The sequence below is a fragment of the Streptomyces sp. NPDC001292 genome, from assembly GCF_042896465.1.
GTDB lineage: Bacteria > Actinomycetota > Actinomycetes > Streptomycetales > Streptomycetaceae > Streptomyces.
On record NZ_JBIAXG010000004.1, the window covers coordinates 240761 to 259276 of the forward strand.

An 18516-nucleotide genomic window follows, 5' to 3' on the forward strand; every position below is an offset into this window, starting at 1 on the left:
AGGTGTTGCGGGACATGGCGTTGGTGACGCAGGCCAATGCGCCGCGCGGTGAACCTGCCGGAGGGCACCGCGCGGAGAGCCGCGAACCGTACGGCGGAGCGGCGGCGCACTGCCGTACGCCAGCGGACGGCCTGTCGTACGACAAGGCGAAGGCCCGGAAGATCGCCGAGGCGGTGATGCGGAGCGAGGCCGTCTCGAAGAACCGCCCGGCGGACCTGATCAACCTCGTGCTTGGAGAAGGTCGTCGAGGTCGGTCGTGAACTGCCGGGCTTCACCACGCTGGACGCGCTCGCGTGCGAAGGTCCGCACCGAGGTGAACGCCTCGATCTGCGTGGGCATCTACGACCAGCTAATGACGCGCCGTGGGGTAAGTGGACGGCGACGAAGAAGGTTGCCCCCACCCAGTGGACCGCCGACGGCGACTTTGCGGACGCGGACATGGCCGCGTTCAACGTAGCGGTTCCGTCCGGGTACACGTCTCTGACGGCCGCGGTCGGCGCGCTGGGATACCGCTTCGGCGCTGGGTCGGACTTCTCCGACGTCATCGACTCCGGGTTCCCCGGTGAAGGCTACAAGCGCACCGACATGGACGGCTTCAAGCAGTTCTACTGCACCGGCAACGCCGAGGACGCGTCCGACTGGAACCCCCTGGACGACCGGGTCAAGGTCGACCGCGACATGGGCAAGGGCGCGTCCGGCGGCCCGATCGCCACGACCGAAGCGCAGATCATCAGCGCCAACTCCCACTACGAGACCGAGGATGACGGCGTCACTCGCAAGAACGACGACCTGTTCGGTGATCAAGAGGGGGCGGCATGGCCGAGAGCGACTACCAGCGGGTTCGGACCCGTGTGGCGGACGCGCTCTCGCCGACTGCACCCAGGCCGACGTCGACACCTGGTACGCAGGCGGCTACACCGCCCGGCGCCTCACCACTCCTTCCTCCGCTGGGCCATGCAGTCCAAGCACATGCCGACCGTCACCATCCTGATCGCCCGGATGCTCGGCTACAACGACGAAATCACAGCCCGGCTCGCTGAAGAGGCCGGAGGAACCTGGAAACGTTATGCCCCCGGGGATCACGCACGGTGACCCGAGCTCAGCGACGGATGCGGGAAGCCGGTCACGCACGACCTTCGTCGCCCCGCAGGTACGCTCCCGCACGCGCCGCAGCCGCGGTGGCCTCGGCGGCTTGGTCTGCGGCGGCTTCGTCGATGCGGTCGCCGGTGGTCAACAGGCGGTAGTAGAGGGGGGCGGAGACAGCACGGATCACCTCGTGGACATCGGTGCCCTCGGGCACCTCGCCCCGGTCGATGGCCTGCTGGACGCAGGGTGCCCACTCCTTGACGCGGATGTCGTAGAAGCGGTGCAGGGCCTCGGCTGTCTTCGCCTCGCAGGTGGCGGCGGCGATCACTGCCTTGAACAGCGCTCCTTGCCGCGGGTCGGCCAAGGTGCGCTGCACGAGCCGGGCGTTGGCCTTGAGGTCGCCGAGCAGCGAGCCGGCCTCGGTACGTGGCAGTGACTGCTCGGCCATGTCCGTCAGCAGGTCGGCCACCAGGCTAGTCACCGTTCCCCAGCGGCGGTAGACGGTGGTCTTGCCCACCTCGGCACGGCGTGCGATGTCGGCGAGGTCCAGGTGGGCGAAGCCCCGCTCCGCCAAGGCGTCCCCAGTCGCCTGCAGCACCGCCGCCCGCACCCGCGCCGTGCGCCCGCCAGGACGGACGGTCCCCGGATCCGCACCCTCAAACCTCATAACGGGACTCCAGTTTCGTTAATCACTCACGCCTGTTATGTTGAGACCACGCTAACGGAACTTCAATCCCATTAGCTAGTCAGGCGACGAGAGAGGAACAGCCATGGAATACAGGCGGCTGGGCGCATCCGGCCTCAAGGTCCCCGCACTGAGCTTCGGCGCCGGCACCTTCGGCGGCCAAGGGCCGCTGTTCGGTGCCTGGGGCAACACCGATGCGCAAGAAGCACGCCGTCTCGTGGACATCTGCCTCGACGCCGGGATCACGATGTTCGACACCGCCGACGTCTATTCCGGCGGCGCCTCCGAGGAGGTGCTGGGCGAAGCGATCAAAGGCCGCAGGGACCAGGTGATCGTGTCCACCAAGACCAGCCTGCCGATGGGCGACGGCCCAGGCGATGCGGGCTCCTCTCGTTCCCGCCTGATCACCGCATGCGAGGACGCCCTGCGCCGGCTCGGCACCGACTACATCGACCTGTTCCAGCTGCACGCCTTTGACGCCGGCACGCCGATCGAGGAAGTCCTGTCCACACTCGACGATCTCGTACGAGCAGGGAAGGTCCGCTACCTCGGCATCTCCAACTTCTCCGGCTGGCAGGCGATGAAGTCCCTCGCGAACGCGGAGAAGTACGGCCACCCGCGCTATGTCGCACATCAGGTCTACTACTCCCTCATCGGCCGCGACTACGAATGGGAGCTGATGCCCCTCGGGCTCGATCAGGGCCTCGGAGCCCTCGTCTGGAGCCCGCTCGGCTGGGGACGGCTCACCGGCAAAGTCCGCCGCGGCCAGCCGCTACCGGCCAACAGCCGACTGCACCACACCGCGGACTACGGCCCGCCGGTCGAGGACGAACACCTCTACCGCGTGGTCGACGCCCTCGACGAGATCGCGCAGGAGACCGGCAAGAGCATTCCGCAGATCGCCATCAACTGGCTGCTGCAGCGACCGACCGTCTCCTCCGTCATCATCGGCGCCCGCGACGAGGTCCAGCTTCGCCAGAACCTCGGTGCCGTCGGCTGGACGCTCACGCCCGACCAGACGGCGAAACTCGATGCGGCGAGCGCCAGGACAGCGCCCTACCCGTACTTCCCTTACCAGCGCCAGGAAGGCTTCGCCCGCCTCAACCCGCCAGTTGTCGCGCCTCCGCCTGCTGCATGAACGTCGCCGATAAGTAACTGGAGCGTATAGCCGCGCATCACAGACTCGGACTGGCGGGGTGCTGCCTCGCCCAACGCCTGCCCGGGGCCCGGACAGCTGCGGTGACAGCCTCTCTTCCCCTGTCCGCCAACTTGTCGGCACGACCACAGACGGTCACCACGGCACCGCACGCACGGAGGAATACGCGACAGTCGAATACGCGAGGTCGCCAGTTTCATGCCCCAAGGGGCCTCGACGGGCATCGGTCGGGTAGCGTGCGGGCCATGTCGAGTCCTGAGTCAGACAAGGTGGGGGCTTTCGGTCACGCCGTCAGCCCCCTGAACCACTGAGCTCCCAGCCCTGCCGTCGCGCCGCGTTCTGCGGTCGGACGAGTGTGCCCCTGGGGCTGGCCGCGGTGACGAGACGACCTTCTCGTGCTTCTCCTCACCTCGGAGCCACTCGATGCCTCTCCCGCTGTACCTACTTGCCATGGCGGTCTTCGCCATGGGCACCTCCGAGTTCATGCTCGCCGGCCTGTTGCCGGACATCGCCTCAGATCTCGACGTCACCGTCGGGACAGCAGGCGCGCTCACCTCAGCCTTCGCGATCGGCATGATCATTGGCGCCCCCCTTGTGGCCGCGCTCGCCCGCAACTGGTCCAGGCGCTCCAGCCTTCTCGGGTTCATCCTCGCTTTCGCGGTAACTCACGCCGTGGGCGCCATCACCACGAGCTTCCCGGTCCTGTTCGCCACTCGGGTCGTCGCCGCGCTCGCGAACGCAGGGTTCCTTGCCATCGCTCTGACAACTGCCACCACGCTGGTCTCGCCCGACAAGAAGGGACGTGCGCTGGCCGTGCTGCTGTCAGGCACGACGGTGGCCACGATCGCCGGTGTCCCTGGTGGGTCGGTACTCGGCACGTTGCTCGGCTGGCGGGCCACGTTCTGGGCTGTCGCCGTTCTCTGCCTGCCCGCAGCCATCGGCATCCTCACCGGACTCCCCGCGCGCCAGGTGCAGAACGACGCGGCTGACAGGCCAGTCCTGCGGGCGGAGCTCGCCCAGCTCACAGGGCCGCGATTGATCCTGGTGATGCTGCTCGGCGCGCTGGTGAACGCGGCAACGTTCGGAAGCTTCACCTTCCTCGCCCCCGTTGTGACCGACACCGCCGGGCTGGGCGAGCTGTGGATCTCTGCCGTTCTGGTGCTCTTCGGTACTGGTTCCTTCGTCGGTGTCACCGTCGCCGGCCGACTGTCCGACCAGCGTCCTGGTCTGGTCATCGCAGTCGGTGGTCCGCTGCTGCTCATCGGCTGGCCGGCCCTGGCCATGCTGGCTGACAAGCCGGTCGCTCTGCTCGCCCTCGTGTTCGTGCAGGGCGCGCTGTCGTTCGCGCTGGGCAGCACGCTGATCACGCGGGTCCTCTACGAGGCGGCAGAAGCCCCCACCATGGCCGGCTCGTACGCGACTGCGGCACTCAACGTCGGCGCCGCCGTTGGACCACTCGTCGCCGCGACCACCCTCAGCACCACAGCCGGGAACCTCGGGCCGCTGTGGGCAAGCGGAATCGTGACCGCCGTCGCGCTGCTCATCGCGTTCCCCCTCCGCACTGTGATCGCGGACGGCCGAAGCATCGAGGTGCTCCGGTGACGCGTGCGAACGCCCCCTTGAACATCGAGGGACGCCGAAGTCTCGTGGAGCGCTGCCGCAGCCGCCCGATCGCGCACGTCGCCGCCGAGGCCGGGTGTCTCCCGTGCTTGCCTGTCCAAGTGGAAGAACCGGTACGACACGTACGGTGAGGCCGGGCTGCGGGACCGCCCGAGCGTCCCGACTCCTCACTGACCCGGACCCCGCCCGAGGTCGTCGAAGGATCGAGCGACTGCGGCGGGCCGGCAAGTGGTCCGACCGCGGCCCGCGGGAGCGCGCTCGAACTCACGGATCAGGGTGTGCGGATCAGCGAACGCACCGTGGGCCGGTGGCCGGCGCACCTGGGCATCAACCACCGCCAGTTGCCCGACCCGGACGGGTCCGCCACCGGCGCCCGCCGAAGCGGATCGTGGCCCGCTACCCGTGCCACATGATCCACCTGGACGTCAAGAAGGTCGGAGGCATCCCCGTCGGCGGCGGGTGGCGGGCCCACGGCCGCGACTCCGAACTGGCCGGTGCCGGCCGACAGCGGATATCCCGCTCGGCTGCCAGGAGGGCGAATTCATGGTCGGTGTCCTGACAGCCGCGAATGGAAGATCACTGACTCGGCGGGGCGGTGTCGGCGGCAGGCGGACCGCAGCGCCTTGGCGACCAACTCGGTGCGCAGATGGTCTGCGGTGGCCCAGCCGATCACGCGCAGGGAGGCGATGTCGATGACGGTGGCCAGGTAGAGCCAGCCCTCGTCGGTAGGGGATCGGGTCGGGCCGGAAGTCGCGCAGAACCGGGTCCGGGCGGGTGGCCGCGTGCGGGTCGGGGGGATCGTGGTGCGGTGTCCTCTTCTGCGGGCGGCCGGCGAGCCCGCGAGGTGTGGGCGGCCCGTCGGAGGGCAGGGCCCTCGGCCCGGCGCCGGCAGGTGCGGTAGGCCATCGACACCCCCTCCTCGGCGAGGACGGCGACTGTCCGTCGCACCGTTAGTGCTGACAGCGCGGTACGGTGCGGCCCACTGGTTCCCGGCACGGATGGGCGGGCGTCGCCTCGCCTCCGGAGGGGTTCCCCAAACCACGACCAGCACCGTGTACCGGACACCTTCACCGTCCAGGGCTCACAGCAGCGCAGCGCTACGTGGGCATGCGTGTTCGGGCTGCGGAGATGACCGGCTGGCGGTGCTGGTGCTGTTGTTCGTACTCCAGCACCTGCCGGACCACGTCGTCGGACACGTCGTGCAGGTGCATCTTGATGCGTTCCGGGTCCATCACGTCGTAGCCGGCCCAGGGCTCGGCCTGGCGGAGACGCTCGATGGCATTCAGTATCTCGGGGCGGCGCGCGTGTGCGCGTTCATAGCCCTCGATCGTCGTCAGCTCCGTCTGGGACAGGCCGCGCAAGCGCTGCTGGATTTCCCTGACACTGAGCTGGCTGAAGCGGGGGATGGGCAGGCCCTCCTCGCGGGTCATCGCGCCCTGAACCTTCTCGGCCACACGGGTAGTGGTGGGCATGACTGCGCGCCTCCTGCGCATGATCGCCTGCAGCAGGCTGCCGCCTTCAGCAGCTTCTCCCCGCGGCGGACGGGGAGCTTCGGTAGCCGCCGCCACGGCCCTGGCCCGTCGGGCGAGGTTCTCCTCGCTGGTCTCCAGCAGCACCTCGTTCTGCCGGCTGAGTACGGCGAGCAGCTCGGCGGTCTCCTGGTCGTTGAGCCGTTCGGCTATGTCCTTGCCTGCCTGGCAGGTCGCCAGGGCCCGGGCCGCGGCCGTGTACTGGTCCTCGGCGGCCCTCAGCAGCCGGTGCTCATCGGCAGGCCTGCTACCACGCAGGATCTCCGTCACGGCCGACACCCCCGCCTCCAGCGGAAGTACGCTCACCCGCAGGGCGCCGCGGGTCACCATCCCCATCAGCTGCCCGGAGGCCGACATCAGCCCACGGGGCGGGCGCATTTCGCGCACCCGGGCCTCGATCCGCCCGAGGTGGTACTCCGCCTCGATCGCTTGGCTTTCGAGTCTTTGCCGGTCGGTGCCCGGCGGGGTGATGGTCGCATTCGTCCGGAATCGGCCGATGACTGCGGCGTGGGCGTCACGGACGTCTTCAAGTGCTGGTATCAGCACATCCGTCTTCGCTCCCATATGGTGCTCCTGAGCTCGGGGCGGCATGGCTGCCGCGCACGACGAAGAGTGCCCGCCGTCCGTCGCTTCGGCCGGGCAACCGGAACCCATCCTGCGGAAGGTTGCCGAAGATCGCCTGGCGAGCCGGTCACTCGGGTACGCCATTTCACGGCCTGCGCAGATCATCGGCCAGTTGCTCACCAGTGCACCCAGCGGTGCGATGACTCCTCCGCGATGACTCCTCCGCGACGGCCGAGGACGGTATCTACGCGGGTGGCAGAAGTAACGGGGAAGCAGTGCCGTGCCGGACTGCGGAGAAGGCCCTGCGCCCCCAGGACCGCCGGGGCACGGATGCGTCCCGGGGCGACGGCAGCCAGTTTCCGGGCGCGTCGCCGAGGCGGGCGAGGGGGTTAAATCCAGTGGGCTCGTATGTTGAGGTGTTGTACTCGGACAGCACGACCGTCCGCGTCCGCGACCTCCCCGTCCGAAACGGCCACCGCGATGCCCCCGGTCGACTCGAACACGCTCTCCGGCGTCCGCCGACGGACGCCGTTCTCGCCATGGCTCACCCGCAGACCGCCCTGTGCCGGCCCGGGAGGTATGGGCCCCCGGCCCAGCAGCGTCACTCGGGCAGCGCCGCCTTGAGGGCGGAGGCCAGTCCGGCGACCGTGGGCCGGGACGACGGATCGGCCCGCAGGCAGGTGTCGACGGCGGCGGCGAGGGCGAGCGGGAGGCGCCGCCGGGACCCGATCGGCGGGGCGGCCTCCTCGAGCTGCCAATACCGGTCATCGGTGTCGTGGCCGTCTGCCGTGGCCGTGCTCGCCCCGCAGGCGACCGGCTCCTCCCCGCAGGCCGCTTCGAACAGCGTGATGCCGATGCCCCACACGTCGGCGGCGGCCGTGAGCGGCCCGCCCCGGGCCTGCTCCGGAGCGAGATAGCAGCACGTGCCCAGCCCCGCGGGCGCGGGCCCGGGAGGCCGGGCGAGACTCAGGTCCAGTACCTTGGCGTGGCCGCGGTCCACCACTACGTTGGCGGGCTTGAGATCCAGATGGAGCAGGCCCCGACCGTGGAGGTAGTGGACCGCCGAACACATCTGCACCCCGAGCAGCGCCACATCGGCGGCGGCCGGCCGCCGCCGCAACCGGTGTACGAGGTGGGACAGGGTCTCACCGGTCAGCGTCTCCAGGACGACGAGCGGCTCGGGCGACGTGAACGTCTCGTAGCCACGGACCAGGTGCGGATGGGCGAAGTCCCGCAGCCACCGCCCCTCGCGCAGCAACCGCTCGCCCAGCCGCTGCTCGCCGCGATGGTCCGGTCGCACCACCTTGACCACGCACCGGCATTCGCGTTCCTGGCTCCAGGCGTCGTAGACGTCGAGCCAGCCGGTGCGCGCCAGATGCTCCAGGATCACGTAGCCCGGCGCCGGTTTCGTGCCCGGGGCCCAGGGGACGGGGGCGCTCATGACAGCACCGCGCCCGCGCTGAGCCGGTGCAGCCGGGCGTATGTGCCGTCGCGGCACAGCAGGTCGTCGTGGGCGCCCTGCTCGGCGATCCGGCCGTGGTCGAGTACCACGATGCGGCTGGCGTCCCGGACGGTCAGCAGGTTGTGGGAGATGACGACGGTGGTCCGCCCGGCCATGAGCCGGCGCAGCGGGTCCATGATCCGTCGGCCCGACCGGACGTCGAGCCCGGTGGTCGGTTCGTCCAGCAGCAGCACGGGCGCGTCCCTGATCATCGCCCGGGCGATCGCCAGGCGTTGGCACTGTCCGCCGGACAGTGTCCGGCCGCGCTGGCCGACCAGCGTGTCATAGCCCTCCGAGAGCCGCTCGATGAACTCGTGAGCGTCCGCCGCGCGCGCCGCCGCGACGACTTCGGCGTCCGTCGCGTCCGGCAGGCCGTAGGCGATGTTCTCCCGCACGGTGCCGTGGAAGACAAGGGTCTCCTGGAGCACCACCGCGACGTTCTCCCGTACCGCGGACAGGCTCAGGTCCCGCAGGTCGGTGCCGTCGAGGAGTACCGCGCCCCGGTCGGGGTCGTAGAAGCGCAACTGGAGCTTGGCGACCGTCGACTTGCCGGCCCCGCTCGCCCCGACCAACGCCAGCGTCTCGCCCGAGGCCACGTGAAAGGACACGTCCGACAGCGCCCACGAGGAGGCACCGGGATAGCGGAACCAGACGCCGTCGAACTCCACGTCCCCCCGCGCGCGGCCGATCCGCCGGGCGCCTGGAGCCTCGACGACCTGCGGCCGCTGGTCCAGCAACTCGATGATCCGCTCGGCCGAGGCGGAGGCCGCGTAGAAGGTGTTGCCGAGGCGGGCCAGGCCGCGGACCGGGCTGTAGAGCTTGCCGATCAGCGCGAGGAAGACCAGCAGTCCACCCAGGGTGAGCTGTCCCTGGGCCAGCTTCCAGGTGCCCAGGCCCATCACGGCGAGGCCGCCGGACACCTCGATGACCTCGACGACGGGCGAGTAGACGGCCCGGATCCGCGTCGAGGCCATCGCCGCCCGGAACTTGCCGACGTTCTCCCGCTCGAACCGGTGCTCCTCCCACCCCTGCCGGTTGTACGCCTGCACCAGCGCGACGTTGCCGAGCGCCTCTTCGGCGACCGCGCTGAGCGAGCCGCTTCGGCGCCTGCGCTCCCGTGACGCGGCCTTGATCAGCCGTGAGAAGTGCCGGGCGGCGGCCCAGAACAGCGGCACGATGGCGAGGGCGAGCAGGGTCAGGTCCCACCGCAGGTAGAGCAGCATGCCGAGGTAGACACCCAGGCAGACCACGTAGTAGAGGGCGTCCGCCACCCCGGAGAGCAGGAACGTCTCGACCGCGTCGACGTCGCCCGTGATGCGGGACAGCACGTCCCCGAGCCGCCGGCGTTCGAAGAAGCCCAGCGACAGCCCCTGGACGTGCCGGAACACATCGGCGCGAAGAGAGAGCAGGAAGCGCTCGCCGACCCAGGTGGACGTCACGTCGTCGGCGAACCGCAGCACCCCGGAGCAGACGATGAGCCCCAGGTAGACCGGTGCGATCCAGAGCAACGGCCGCAGATCGCGGGGAACGAGCACAGCGTCCACGACGGTTTTGAAGAGCCAGATCTCCGAGGCGTCAACGGCCGGGCCGATCAGGCTGAAGAAGAGAACGGGGACGAGCCATCGCCGGCCGCCGCGCGTATAGGGCCAGAACCGCCGGAACACCTCACGCGGCGCCATCGCGGGCGCGGCCGCCACGACGGCGTCGGAAGCCTCCACCGACAGCAGACGCCGCAGGACATGCACCATGAGACGCGCACCTCGGGGGTCTGCGGAGCGGACCGGGGCATCCAGTCTCCGGCCCGCTCAGCACTCGTTCGGTCAGTGGCGGCTGCGGCGGTGTCCGCTGCGGTGCGAACGGTGTCCGCTGTGGTGGCGGTGCGAACGGTGTCCGCTGTGGTGATGGTGCGAACCGTGTCCGCTGCGGTGCCTCGTCGAGCGGTAGTCGTCACTTCGTGCCGGCATGAGTTTGCTGAAGATAGCCATGGATCCTCCTGAACCTCATTGAGGAACTCTCTTCACTACAGATACGTGTCAGGGTCGGATTCGGATGGCTCGCGAGGAAAAAATGTCGTCCTCAGCCTCATCGTGCTGCCCGACGCGCCGGGGGCGACCGGTCCCGCGGTCGCGGTGCGTGGGCTCGTCACGGTGACTCCGTCCGTCGACGAGGCGCGGCGCTCGGGCAGTGCTGTTGTCATTCGCTCTGCCGAGTTCGTGGTACCCGCGTTGCGGAGCCGCCCACGCGGCTCCGCCTCGAGGGCGCTCCGGTGCCTTGCGATCGCGCACACCTGCCGGGCGACTCCCTTGTGGCCCCCTGTCAGAGGGTGTGATCGCCCTCCAGCGCCAGCCTCGGCAGGCGGCGGGACAACGGGGCCGGCAGCCACCATGCCCGGGTGCCGAAAAGCTGCATGGCGGCCGGGACGATCAGGCAGCGGATGATCAGCGCGTCCAGGAGAATGGCCGTCGCCAGGCCCAGGCCGAACTGCTGGAGCATGCGGCTGGGGCTGAGCATGAAGGCCGCGAAGACGACGATCATGATGCTGGCGGCCGCTGTGATGACCTTGCCGGTCGCGGCCAGGCCTTCGCGGACGGCGTGGGAGTGGTCCCGGGTGCGTACCCACTCCTCGTGGATGCGGGAGACGAGGAACACCTCGTAGTCCATGGAGAGACCGAAGACGATTGCGAAGATCATCACGGGGATGAAGGCCTCGACCGGCCCCGGCTGCGCGCCGAACCAGCCGTGCTGGAAGACCAGGGTGATCACGCCCAGGGCGGCGGAGATGGACAAGAGGTTCAGGACGGCGGCCTTGAGGGGGATCAGGAGCGACCTGAAGACCGCCATCAGCAGGAGTGACGACAGGCCCACCACGATGGCGATGAAAAGTGCCATGCGGGCCGAGACCCTGTCGGCGAAGTCCTGCGCGGCCGCCGTCGAACCGCCGACCAGGAAGTCCGCGCCGGTGCGCTGCTCCAGCGGCGGCAGCACGTGGTCGCGCAGTTCGTGGACGAGGTCGGTGGTGCCCTTGTCCTGTGGCGCGGTCGTGGGGAACACCAGGACCGTGGACAGGGAGCCGTCGGGGGAAGGGATCGGCGGGGTCGTTGCCGCCACGCCGTCGGTTGCGGCGATGGCCGAGCGCAGCTGAGCGCCCGCCGCTTGGTTGCCCTTGCCCACGACGATCAGCGGGCCGTTGAAACCGGGGCCGAAGCCCTCTGCCAGCAGGTCGTAGGCCTGCCGGCTGGTGGACGAGGCAGGGTCGTTGCCCGCGTCGGCGAAGCCGAGGCGCATGCCGAGCGCAGGCGCGGACAGGGCCAGCAGGGCCGCGGTGGCGACCAGCAGGGCTGGCAGCGGCCGGTGTTGTACGGCGCGGGCCAGGGCACGCCAACGGCGGCCCGTCACCCTCCCCTTGGCCTGCGCCTTGGCCGCGTGCCGCAGCACCTGGCGCCGGATGCGCCCGCCGAACACCGCCAGCAGCGCCGGCAGCAGGGTGAGCGATGCCGCCATGGTCACGAGGACGGTCAGCGCGACGGCGAGCGCCACGCCCTGCAGCGCGCCCAGTCCCAGGGCCACCAGGCCGAGCAGCGCGATGATGACGGTGCAGCCGGCGAAGAAGACGGTACGACCGGCGGCGTCCAGCGCCCGGCGCGTGGCCGTGGACGCATCGGCGCCGTCCGTGATCTCGTGGCGGTAGCGGTAGAAGATCAGCAGCGCGTAGTCGACGCCGACCGCGAGGCCGACCAGCATCATCACCGGCGGGGTGAAGTCGGCGACCGTGAAAACGTGCGAGGCCAGCACGATCAGGCCGATCGCGCCGCCCACCGCGAACAGCGCTGTGACCAGGGGCAGCGCGGCGGCCGCCACCGAGCCGAAGAGCAGCACGAGTACCACCAGCGCGGCGATCAGTCCCGCGCCCTCGGCGGCCCCGCTCTGCTGCTCCTCCGCCGCGCGCACCGCCGCACCGCCGAGCTCCACTCTCAGGCCGGTCTCCCCGGACCGTTCTGCGGACTTCGCTGTGTCGATGATCCTGACGATGTCCGGCTTCGGTACGTCCTGCGCCTTGCCGGCCAGCGTCACAGTGGCATATCCGATGGTGCCATCCTGGGACATGGCGGCCGTGTCCGCGTACGGGCTGCGGACCGTGGCGACGCCCGGCAGGCCGCGGACCTCGTTCAGCATCGACTCGACGCGGGGCCGGATGCCGGCGCCCCGCAGCCCGGTCTCGCCCTTGAAGACGATCTGCACGCTGTCGCCGGCCTGTGCCGAGCCATGCTTCTTCAACAGATCGGTGGCGGCCTGGGAGTCGGTGCCGGGCAGCAGGAAGTCGTTGTGGTACGTACTGCCGGCCGCCCGTGCGCCGGCGGCGATCACGGCGACCACGGCCACCCAGAGGAGCAGGGCGGCCCAGCGGTGGCGCTGCGACCAGAAGGCCAGGCGGGCGAAGACCCCGCCGCGGCCGGGGGCCGCCGGGGTGACAGCGGTCTCGGGCGTCGGGGGCGTGCGGACCCCGGTTGTGGGAGGGGCGTCGGTGGCGATGTCGTCGCCGCTTGCGGGTGATGTGTTCATGCGCCGAGCGTGCGGTGGGCGTATGGCCGGGCACGTCCGCCCGGGGCGGACACCTCGCATACCCCGGCGGTTGTGGGTTCGGAGGGGCGCGTACTACTTCGGTTGTCCCGTCCGTGGGAGTCGGGGCTCGCCGGGCCGTCCCGCGTCGTCCGGCTGTGGTCAGTCGGTCAGCCAGCCGGGGCGGACCAGCCCGGACTCGTAGGCGAGCACGACCAGTTGGGCCCGGTCCCGCACGCACAGCTTGGTCATGATGCGGCTGACGTGGGTCTTCGCCGTGGCGGGGCTGAGGACCAGGTGGGCGGCGATCTCGTCGTTGCTCAGGCCGGCCGCGACCAGCTGCATGACCTCCCGCTCCCGCTCGGTGAGCGCGTTGAGCCGGGGGCCGGGCTTCGGTGTCCTGATCCGGCCTGCGAACTCGGCGATCAGCCGGCGGGTGACGGACGGGCTGATCAGCGCGTCGCCGCGGGCGGCCACCCGGACGGCGTGGATCAGCTCCTCCGGCTCGGTGTCCTTGAGCAGGAAGCCGGTGACGCCGGCGCGCAGCGCGCCGTAGACGTAGTCGTCCAGGTCGAAGGTGGTCAGGATGACGACGCGGACGCCCGCGAGCCGCTCGTCGGCGGCGATCCGCCGGGCGGCCTCGATGCCGTCGGAGCCGGGCATCCGGATGTCCAGCAGGGCCACGTCGGGGCGCAGTTCGCGGCAGGCGGTGACGGCCTCGTCGCCGTCGGCCGCCTCGCCGACGACCGTGATGTCGTCCTCGTCCTCCAGGATGGAGCGGAAACCGGCGCGGACGAGTCGCTGGTCGTCGGCGAGCAGCACCCTGATCATGGTCGTCTGCCTGCTCCGTTCTCGCGTGACGCCTGCGGATCGTCGGGGCGGTCTGGAACGTACGGACCGTACGGAATCCGGGCTGTCACGGCGAATCCGCCGCCCGGCCGGGGCCCCGCGGTGAGCTCACCGCCCAGGGCGCGGGCGCGCTCGCGCATGCCGCGCAGGCCGCTGCCGGTCGAGGGACCCGTGGCGCCGGCGCCGTCCTGCGCTGCCGTGCCGTTCCCGTCGTCCGCGACCTCCACCAGGAGTTCGCGGCCACCATAGCGCAGCCGTACGGTGACCGCAGTCGCGTGGGCGTGCCGGGCGACGTTGGTCAGCGACTCCTGCGTGATGCGGTACGCCGCCAGGTCCACCTCGGTGGACAGCGGCCGCTTGACGCCCTCGGTCCGCGTGCGTACGGCGAGCCCGGCCCGCTCCGCCGCCCGGACCAGTTCGCCCAGCCGGTCCAGCCCGCCCGCGGGTGCCAGCGGCGCCGCCTCGTCGGCCTGGCGCAGCACACCGAGGGTCGCGCGCAGTTCGCGCAGTGCCGCCTTGCTGCTGTCCTTGACGGCGGCCAGGGCCTCCTCGGCCTGAGCTCCGGCGCTCGCCGGGTCCTTTCTCAGGCGGTGCAGGGCGGCGCCCGCCTGAACGTTGATGAGCGAGATGTGGTGGCCGATGACGTCGTGCAGTTCGCGGGCGATGCGCAGCCGCTCCTCGGTGGCGGCACGCCGCTCGACCTCGTGGGCGCGTGCGAGGCGGCTGTAGCGGACATATCCGAGCGCGACGACGGCGACGAGCCAACCGGAGAGCAGGAAGACGGCGAGCCCGGTCAGGTCCTTGCTGCCCAGGACGCTGACCGTGCCCACGCCGAACACGACGACCGAGGCGAGCGCGACGGCGGCGCGCATGCGGCCCGTCGCGGCGACGGTGTACAGCGCGACGATCAGGGCGATTATCAGGGGACCGTCGAAGCGCAGCGAGTAGAAGGTGCCGGTGAGCACGAGCACCGTCCAGCCCACCGCGACGGGGTGGCGCCTGCGGAAGTACAGCACCCCGCAGGCCAGGACGAGGAGCAGCACGGCCAGTGCGAGCACCGGGCCGCTCCGTTCGTTCTCGTCCCAGAACGAATGGAGGGAGCCCAGCCACACCACGATGAACACGGCTCCGGCCAACGCCAGGTCGGCGGCCCGGCCGTGCGGCAGCCGCGGTTCGCCGCGCTGGCTAGGGGCGGGTTCGAAGGCCATACGGTCAGGGTAGGGGCGGTACGGGAGTGGCGCGCCCACCGCGCGGCGGATCCGGCGGCGCCGGCGCGCAACTCCGGGGGTACGGGAGGGGGTCGGAGGCGCAACCGGTGGAGTACGGCAGAGGGTGTCGATCTCCTGTTCGGCGCCTTTCCGCCCCTGGATGAATCGACGCCCTGTCAGCTTCATTTGAACATCCGGCACTTGGACACAGCTCGTGGCGTCCGTCGTCGTTGACCACGCTTCCCCGTCCCCGGCACTCCTCGCGCAGGCATCCTCCATGGTGCGGTCGTGTGGGCAGTTGGTGTTGATGGTGTCGTCTGGTTGGTGAAGGGATTCTTCGTTTGGCCGGAGGGGTGGATGACGCTTTGCCCGGGCGGGAGGTGGTGGATTCCGGGCCGGGGGAGTGGGCCTGGCCACGCTCGGCGCGTGCCTTCGTGTGCGGCTGATCCGCGTCAAGAGCCTCTTGTCGCTGTTCTTGTGCCGTTGCTGCGCCGGTCGTGTCCTCCTGGCGGGGGCTTTGGCGGGTCGTACGAGCGGGCGGTGTGATGAGGGCCTCGGCCGAGGTGGCGTCCCAGACGCTTGCAGGTGGTCGGTGCGGGGCGGTGCCGGGGCTGTGTATGTGACGACGTAGAAGTTCCGTGCTGCCTTCGCCGAGGAGTGTCGGAGTCGGGCGCCGCCTGGGCCGACGCCGGTCGAGGTGATCAGCGCCCATCGCGCCGCCGGTACCTCTTGAGAAGCACGCGACCGCCGGGTCGGCAGTGACCGTGTCTCGGTCAGCGTGCCGACCGGCGGCGCGATGTGCGGTGTGTCTCAGGTGCGCATCAGATGTTTCTCAGGTGTGCCTCAGACGGCCGAGCAGTTGATCCGCGCCAGCTTGTGCGCGGCAAGTTTCTACGGATTTCGTTGTTCAGCGTCTAATGCTCGATGAAATCGGAAGATATCTAGACGGTTCTTTGCGATATCGCTATCTTCGGGGGCATGGCCTCGAAACCTCTCCCACCCCGACTCCCCGTTACCGACCGCACCCGGCACCGCCGCCTACGTGAACAGGCCAGCCTGGAGCGGACCGATCTGGAGGCGGTCCTGGACGCCGGGTTCGTCTGTCACCTGGGGGTGGTGATCGAAGGGCGGCCACTCGTCCTACCCACGGTGTACGGGCGGGACGAGCAGTGGCTGTATCTGCACGGGTCCGTGGCCAGCCGCAGTCTGACCGGTGATATCCCCGTCTGCGTCACCGTCACGCACGTCGACGGGCTGGTGCTCGCCCGGTCCGTCTTCGAGCATGGTGTGAACTACCGCAGCGCCGTGATCCACGGCGACGCCCGCAAGGTCACCGACCCCGAGGAAAAACTGACGGGACTTCGCCGGCTCACCGAGCATTCGGCTCCTGGCCAGTGGTCTTACGCCCGCCGCCCGAACCGCAAAGAACTCGCCGCCACCACCCTGCTCGCCGTCTCCCTGGAAGAAGCCTCCGTCAAGATCCGTACCGGCGCACCCGAGGACGGTGACGGACCCGACGCGGGGCTCGAGCTGTGGGCCGGGGTCCTGCCGCTGACCGCTGTATGGGGCGAGCCCGTCCCTGATCCAGCACTGCCTGCCGGCACCCCCGTACCGGCGCACATCGCATGCCGGGTGGGAACCCGGCACGGCTGAGAGATTGCGGTGACGCTTTTCGGGGAGGGTGGGCGGACGGGGGCAGTGAGCCCCGGTCCTGTGCATGGGGGCCTCAGGGACCCGAGGGACGGAGGACGTATCGCCACGGTGGCGGATCTGTCGTTCCATCTCATGGGTTCACCCATGGCCATCTCATGGGTGAACCCATGGCCATCCGTTCCTTTCACCGTGAAGTTGTGGCCGGCTGTTCGTGCACTGGCACCCACCGGGGCGGCCGAGCGCGCACCGGGGATTCCCGCTCAGGCGGGCGGGCCTTCCCAGGGCACCTGACGGGCGCGCAGGTCCGCACGAATGCGCTGGGCGAGCCTTTGGGTGTCGTAGCGGTTCAGCGAGGCGCCGATGACCGCGCCGACCATGAAGGGCATCAGCATGGGGACCCGGCGGACGGTGAGGCTCAAGAGCCGTCGGCGCAGTTCCCTTCTCAGCCGGACGCTGAGCATGAGACTGACGGCGGAGGCCGGTTTCGTAACGTTCAGGCCGCGTCCCTCGGTCCATTCCGCGAGATACAGCGCGGCACGCTGTCGCGCGGTGCCAGGAGCCCGCAGACCGTACACCTCGTGCAGTTCGGCGATGAGCTTGAATTCGACGGCCGCCGTCCCCAGGACGCCCGCGGCCAGTTCCGCGGGCATCGCCGGGGGCGTGGGCAGCGCCGAAGCAGACCCGACGCCCGCTCCTACCACCTCGGTGCCCCGTACCGCACCGGTGACCAGATGGTCGGCGATCTCCTCCGGGCCCTGGCCGGGGAACTGCCTGCGCAACGTATTCAGATCGCGGACCGGGATCCGCGGGAGCGCTTCGATCAGCCGCCCCGCGAGGAAGGAGGCCGGCGACCATTCGTGGGTCCTCACCTCGGGTGACATCGCACCTTCTCGCTCCGGCGGCGTCATTTCCTCGACGCCTACCTGTCCACCCCCCGTACCCACTGGTGCCGCATCGATTCGCGCCGCAGGTCGCTGCCGCACTCGAGTCGATCGCACGCTTGCGGCTGCGTGGCGAGGAGGGGTGCTGCTGTCTGGTGGACACCACCGAGCCGGACACGGCACGCACCGGACGCCGCTCCTTCACGGGCAAACGTTGCCTGGAGGCACCAGATACATGGGTGTGCAGGTAACGGCAGGGGAGTCCCGTGCCGCGGCGGGGCCGGGTCCGTCGCTGATCCAGCCGGGTGGACGGTACTCTCAGCGTGTTCGGCCTGTCACAGCTGCCGTCCCGTCCGCTGCCGGCAGCGGACGGGACACTGCCTTTCGGCCCGAGTTGGTCTGGGGATGGGATGGACGTCCTGGGGATCGACGCCTGCGGTAAGCAGGGGTGGGTGGGGATCCGGCTCACGGACGGCGCGTACGCGGGAAGTCTGGTGGCTGTATCCCTCAATACGCTGATCGAGCGTGCCGGTGCGGTAGAGGCCATCGCGGTGGACATGCCGCTGGGTCTTGGCGAGAAGGGCTGGCGTGCCGCTGATCTCGCGGCCAAGGCGCTGCTGGGAACGCGACGCAGCAGCGTTTTCCTCATCGCGCCAAGGCCCGCATGGCAGGAGCTTGATTATCCGGCAGCCGCAAACCGGTGCCAGGAGCTCACCGGGAGTCGGCTGAGCCAGCAGGCGTGGGCGCTGGCACCGAAACTTCTCGAGGCTAGGGCGTGCTGGCTTGCCGATGAGCGCATTCACGAGGTACATCCCGAGGTGTCCTTCTATGCCTTGGCCGGCGGGGTGCCACTGGCGTACGCCAAGAAGACCTGGCGCGGCCAAAACCTGCGCCGCGCACTGCTGGCCGAGGCCGGACTCGTGCTCCCGGACGAACTCGGAGAGGCTGATCGGGTCGTCGTGGACGATGTACTCGACGCCGCTGCCGCCGCCTGGTCGGCGCACCGGATCGCGCTCGGGATCGCAGAGCGGCTTCCCATGGTGCCCGAGCCGGACGTGGAGGGCCGCCTCATCGAGATTCGATACTGACTGATTCATGACTCGAATCCGCGCGAGGGCTCCTGCGCGGACGTCGAATCGTCGGGCACGCCGACGCTGTTCCGGTATGCGGTGGATCCGGGTCCGGCGTCCCGGGGAGCGGGGTGTCAGGTCTTGCGCGGGTCGGGGC

15 protein-coding genes are annotated in these 18516 nt (G+C 70.0%); 7 read left to right on the plus strand and 8 right to left on the minus strand.

Features of this window, described 5'->3' with window-relative positions; all coding sequences use genetic code 11:
- Positions 1 to 14: 14 nt before the first annotated feature.
- Both ACFY4A_RS07640 and ACFY4A_RS07645 read left to right on the plus strand, forming a co-directional pair.
- On the plus strand, positions 15 to 260 hold the full coding sequence (locus ACFY4A_RS07640; RefSeq protein WP_390828469.1) for a hypothetical protein: 246 nt from the start codon (positions 15 to 17) through the stop codon (positions 258 to 260).
- A complete protein-coding gene (locus tag ACFY4A_RS07645) occupies positions 232 to 1092 on the plus strand; it encodes a hypothetical protein (RefSeq protein ID WP_390828470.1) in 861 nt (286 codons plus the stop codon). Before ACFY4A_RS07640 ends, ACFY4A_RS07645 begins: the two co-directional genes overlap by 29 nt.
- 31 nt (positions 1093 to 1123) lie before the next feature.
- Here the strand turns inward: ACFY4A_RS07645 and ACFY4A_RS07650 are convergent, their stop codons facing one another.
- Positions 1124 to 1753 (minus strand): TetR/AcrR family transcriptional regulator C-terminal ligand-binding domain-containing protein, encoded by a 630-nt coding sequence (locus tag ACFY4A_RS07650; protein ID WP_390828471.1) that lies wholly within the window; start codon positions 1751 to 1753, stop codon positions 1124 to 1126.
- Between the two features lie 103 nt (positions 1754 to 1856).
- Here ACFY4A_RS07650 and ACFY4A_RS07655 point away from each other — a divergent pair, with 103 nt between their 5' ends.
- The 3 genes from ACFY4A_RS07655 to ACFY4A_RS07665 all read left to right on the plus strand — a co-directional run bounded on the left by ACFY4A_RS07655 (position 1857) and on the right by ACFY4A_RS07665 (position 4721).
- A complete protein-coding gene (locus tag ACFY4A_RS07655; RefSeq protein WP_390828473.1) occupies positions 1857 to 2909 on the plus strand; it encodes an aldo/keto reductase in 1053 nt (350 codons plus the stop codon).
- A 441-nt stretch (positions 2910 to 3350) separates the two neighbouring features.
- On the plus strand, positions 3351 to 4529 hold the full coding sequence (locus ACFY4A_RS07660; protein ID WP_390828474.1) for a Cmx/CmrA family chloramphenicol efflux MFS transporter: 1179 nt from the start codon (positions 3351 to 3353) through the stop codon (positions 4527 to 4529).
- 111 nt (positions 4530 to 4640) lie between these two features.
- Positions 4641 to 4721: a hypothetical protein gene (locus ACFY4A_RS07665; RefSeq protein ID WP_390828530.1), complete on the plus strand. Its 81-nt coding sequence runs from the start codon at positions 4641 to 4643 to the stop codon at positions 4719 to 4721.
- Positions 4722 to 5644: 923 nt separating this feature from the next.
- On the opposite strand, the gene ACFY4A_RS07670 is transcribed toward ACFY4A_RS07665, so the two are convergent.
- From ACFY4A_RS07670 to ACFY4A_RS07695, 6 genes are all read right to left on the minus strand, one after another.
- The gene (locus ACFY4A_RS07670; protein ID WP_390828475.1) at positions 5645 to 6820 is read right to left on the minus strand and encodes a hypothetical protein; all 1176 of its coding nucleotides are present in this window, start codon (positions 6818 to 6820) and stop codon (positions 5645 to 5647) included.
- Positions 6821 to 7241: 421 nt separating this feature from the next.
- Positions 7242 to 8081 (minus strand): serine/threonine-protein kinase, encoded by an 840-nt coding sequence (locus ACFY4A_RS07675; RefSeq protein WP_390828476.1) that lies wholly within the window; start codon positions 8079 to 8081, stop codon positions 7242 to 7244.
- Positions 8078 to 9889: an ABC transporter ATP-binding protein gene (locus ACFY4A_RS07680; RefSeq protein WP_390828477.1), complete on the minus strand. Its 1812-nt coding sequence runs from the start codon at positions 9887 to 9889 to the stop codon at positions 8078 to 8080. Before ACFY4A_RS07680 ends, ACFY4A_RS07675 begins: the two co-directional genes overlap by 4 nt.
- 568 nt (positions 9890 to 10457) lie before the next feature.
- Positions 10458 to 12701 carry an MMPL family transporter gene (locus ACFY4A_RS07685; RefSeq protein ID WP_390828478.1) on the minus strand — a complete coding sequence of 748 codons (2244 nt, stop codon included), beginning with the start codon at positions 12699 to 12701 and terminating at the stop codon, positions 10458 to 10460.
- Between the two features lie 159 nt (positions 12702 to 12860).
- Positions 12861 to 13529, minus strand: a complete 669-nt coding sequence (locus ACFY4A_RS07690) for a response regulator (RefSeq protein ID WP_390828479.1) — start codon at positions 13527 to 13529, stop codon at positions 12861 to 12863.
- The gene (locus tag ACFY4A_RS07695) at positions 13526 to 14755 is read right to left on the minus strand and encodes a sensor histidine kinase (protein ID WP_390828480.1); all 1230 of its coding nucleotides are present in this window, start codon (positions 14753 to 14755) and stop codon (positions 13526 to 13528) included. The genes ACFY4A_RS07690 and ACFY4A_RS07695 overlap by 4 nt, the downstream gene beginning before the upstream one ends.
- A 978-nt stretch (positions 14756 to 15733) precedes the next feature.
- Here ACFY4A_RS07695 and ACFY4A_RS07700 point away from each other — a divergent pair.
- Positions 15734 to 16408, plus strand: coding sequence for a pyridoxamine 5'-phosphate oxidase family protein (locus tag ACFY4A_RS07700; RefSeq protein ID WP_390828481.1), 675 nt, complete (start codon positions 15734 to 15736; stop codon positions 16406 to 16408).
- Positions 16409 to 16668: 260 nt separating this feature from the next.
- On the opposite strand, the gene ACFY4A_RS07705 is transcribed toward ACFY4A_RS07700, so the two are convergent.
- On the minus strand, positions 16669 to 17277 hold the full coding sequence (locus ACFY4A_RS07705; RefSeq protein WP_390828482.1) for a hypothetical protein: 609 nt from the start codon (positions 17275 to 17277) through the stop codon (positions 16669 to 16671).
- A gap of 422 nt (positions 17278 to 17699) precedes the next feature.
- Here ACFY4A_RS07705 and ACFY4A_RS07710 point away from each other — a divergent pair, with 422 nt between their 5' ends.
- Positions 17700 to 18377 (plus strand): DUF429 domain-containing protein, encoded by a 678-nt coding sequence (locus ACFY4A_RS07710; RefSeq protein ID WP_390828483.1) that lies wholly within the window; start codon positions 17700 to 17702, stop codon positions 18375 to 18377.
- Positions 18378 to 18516 lie beyond the last annotated feature (139 nt).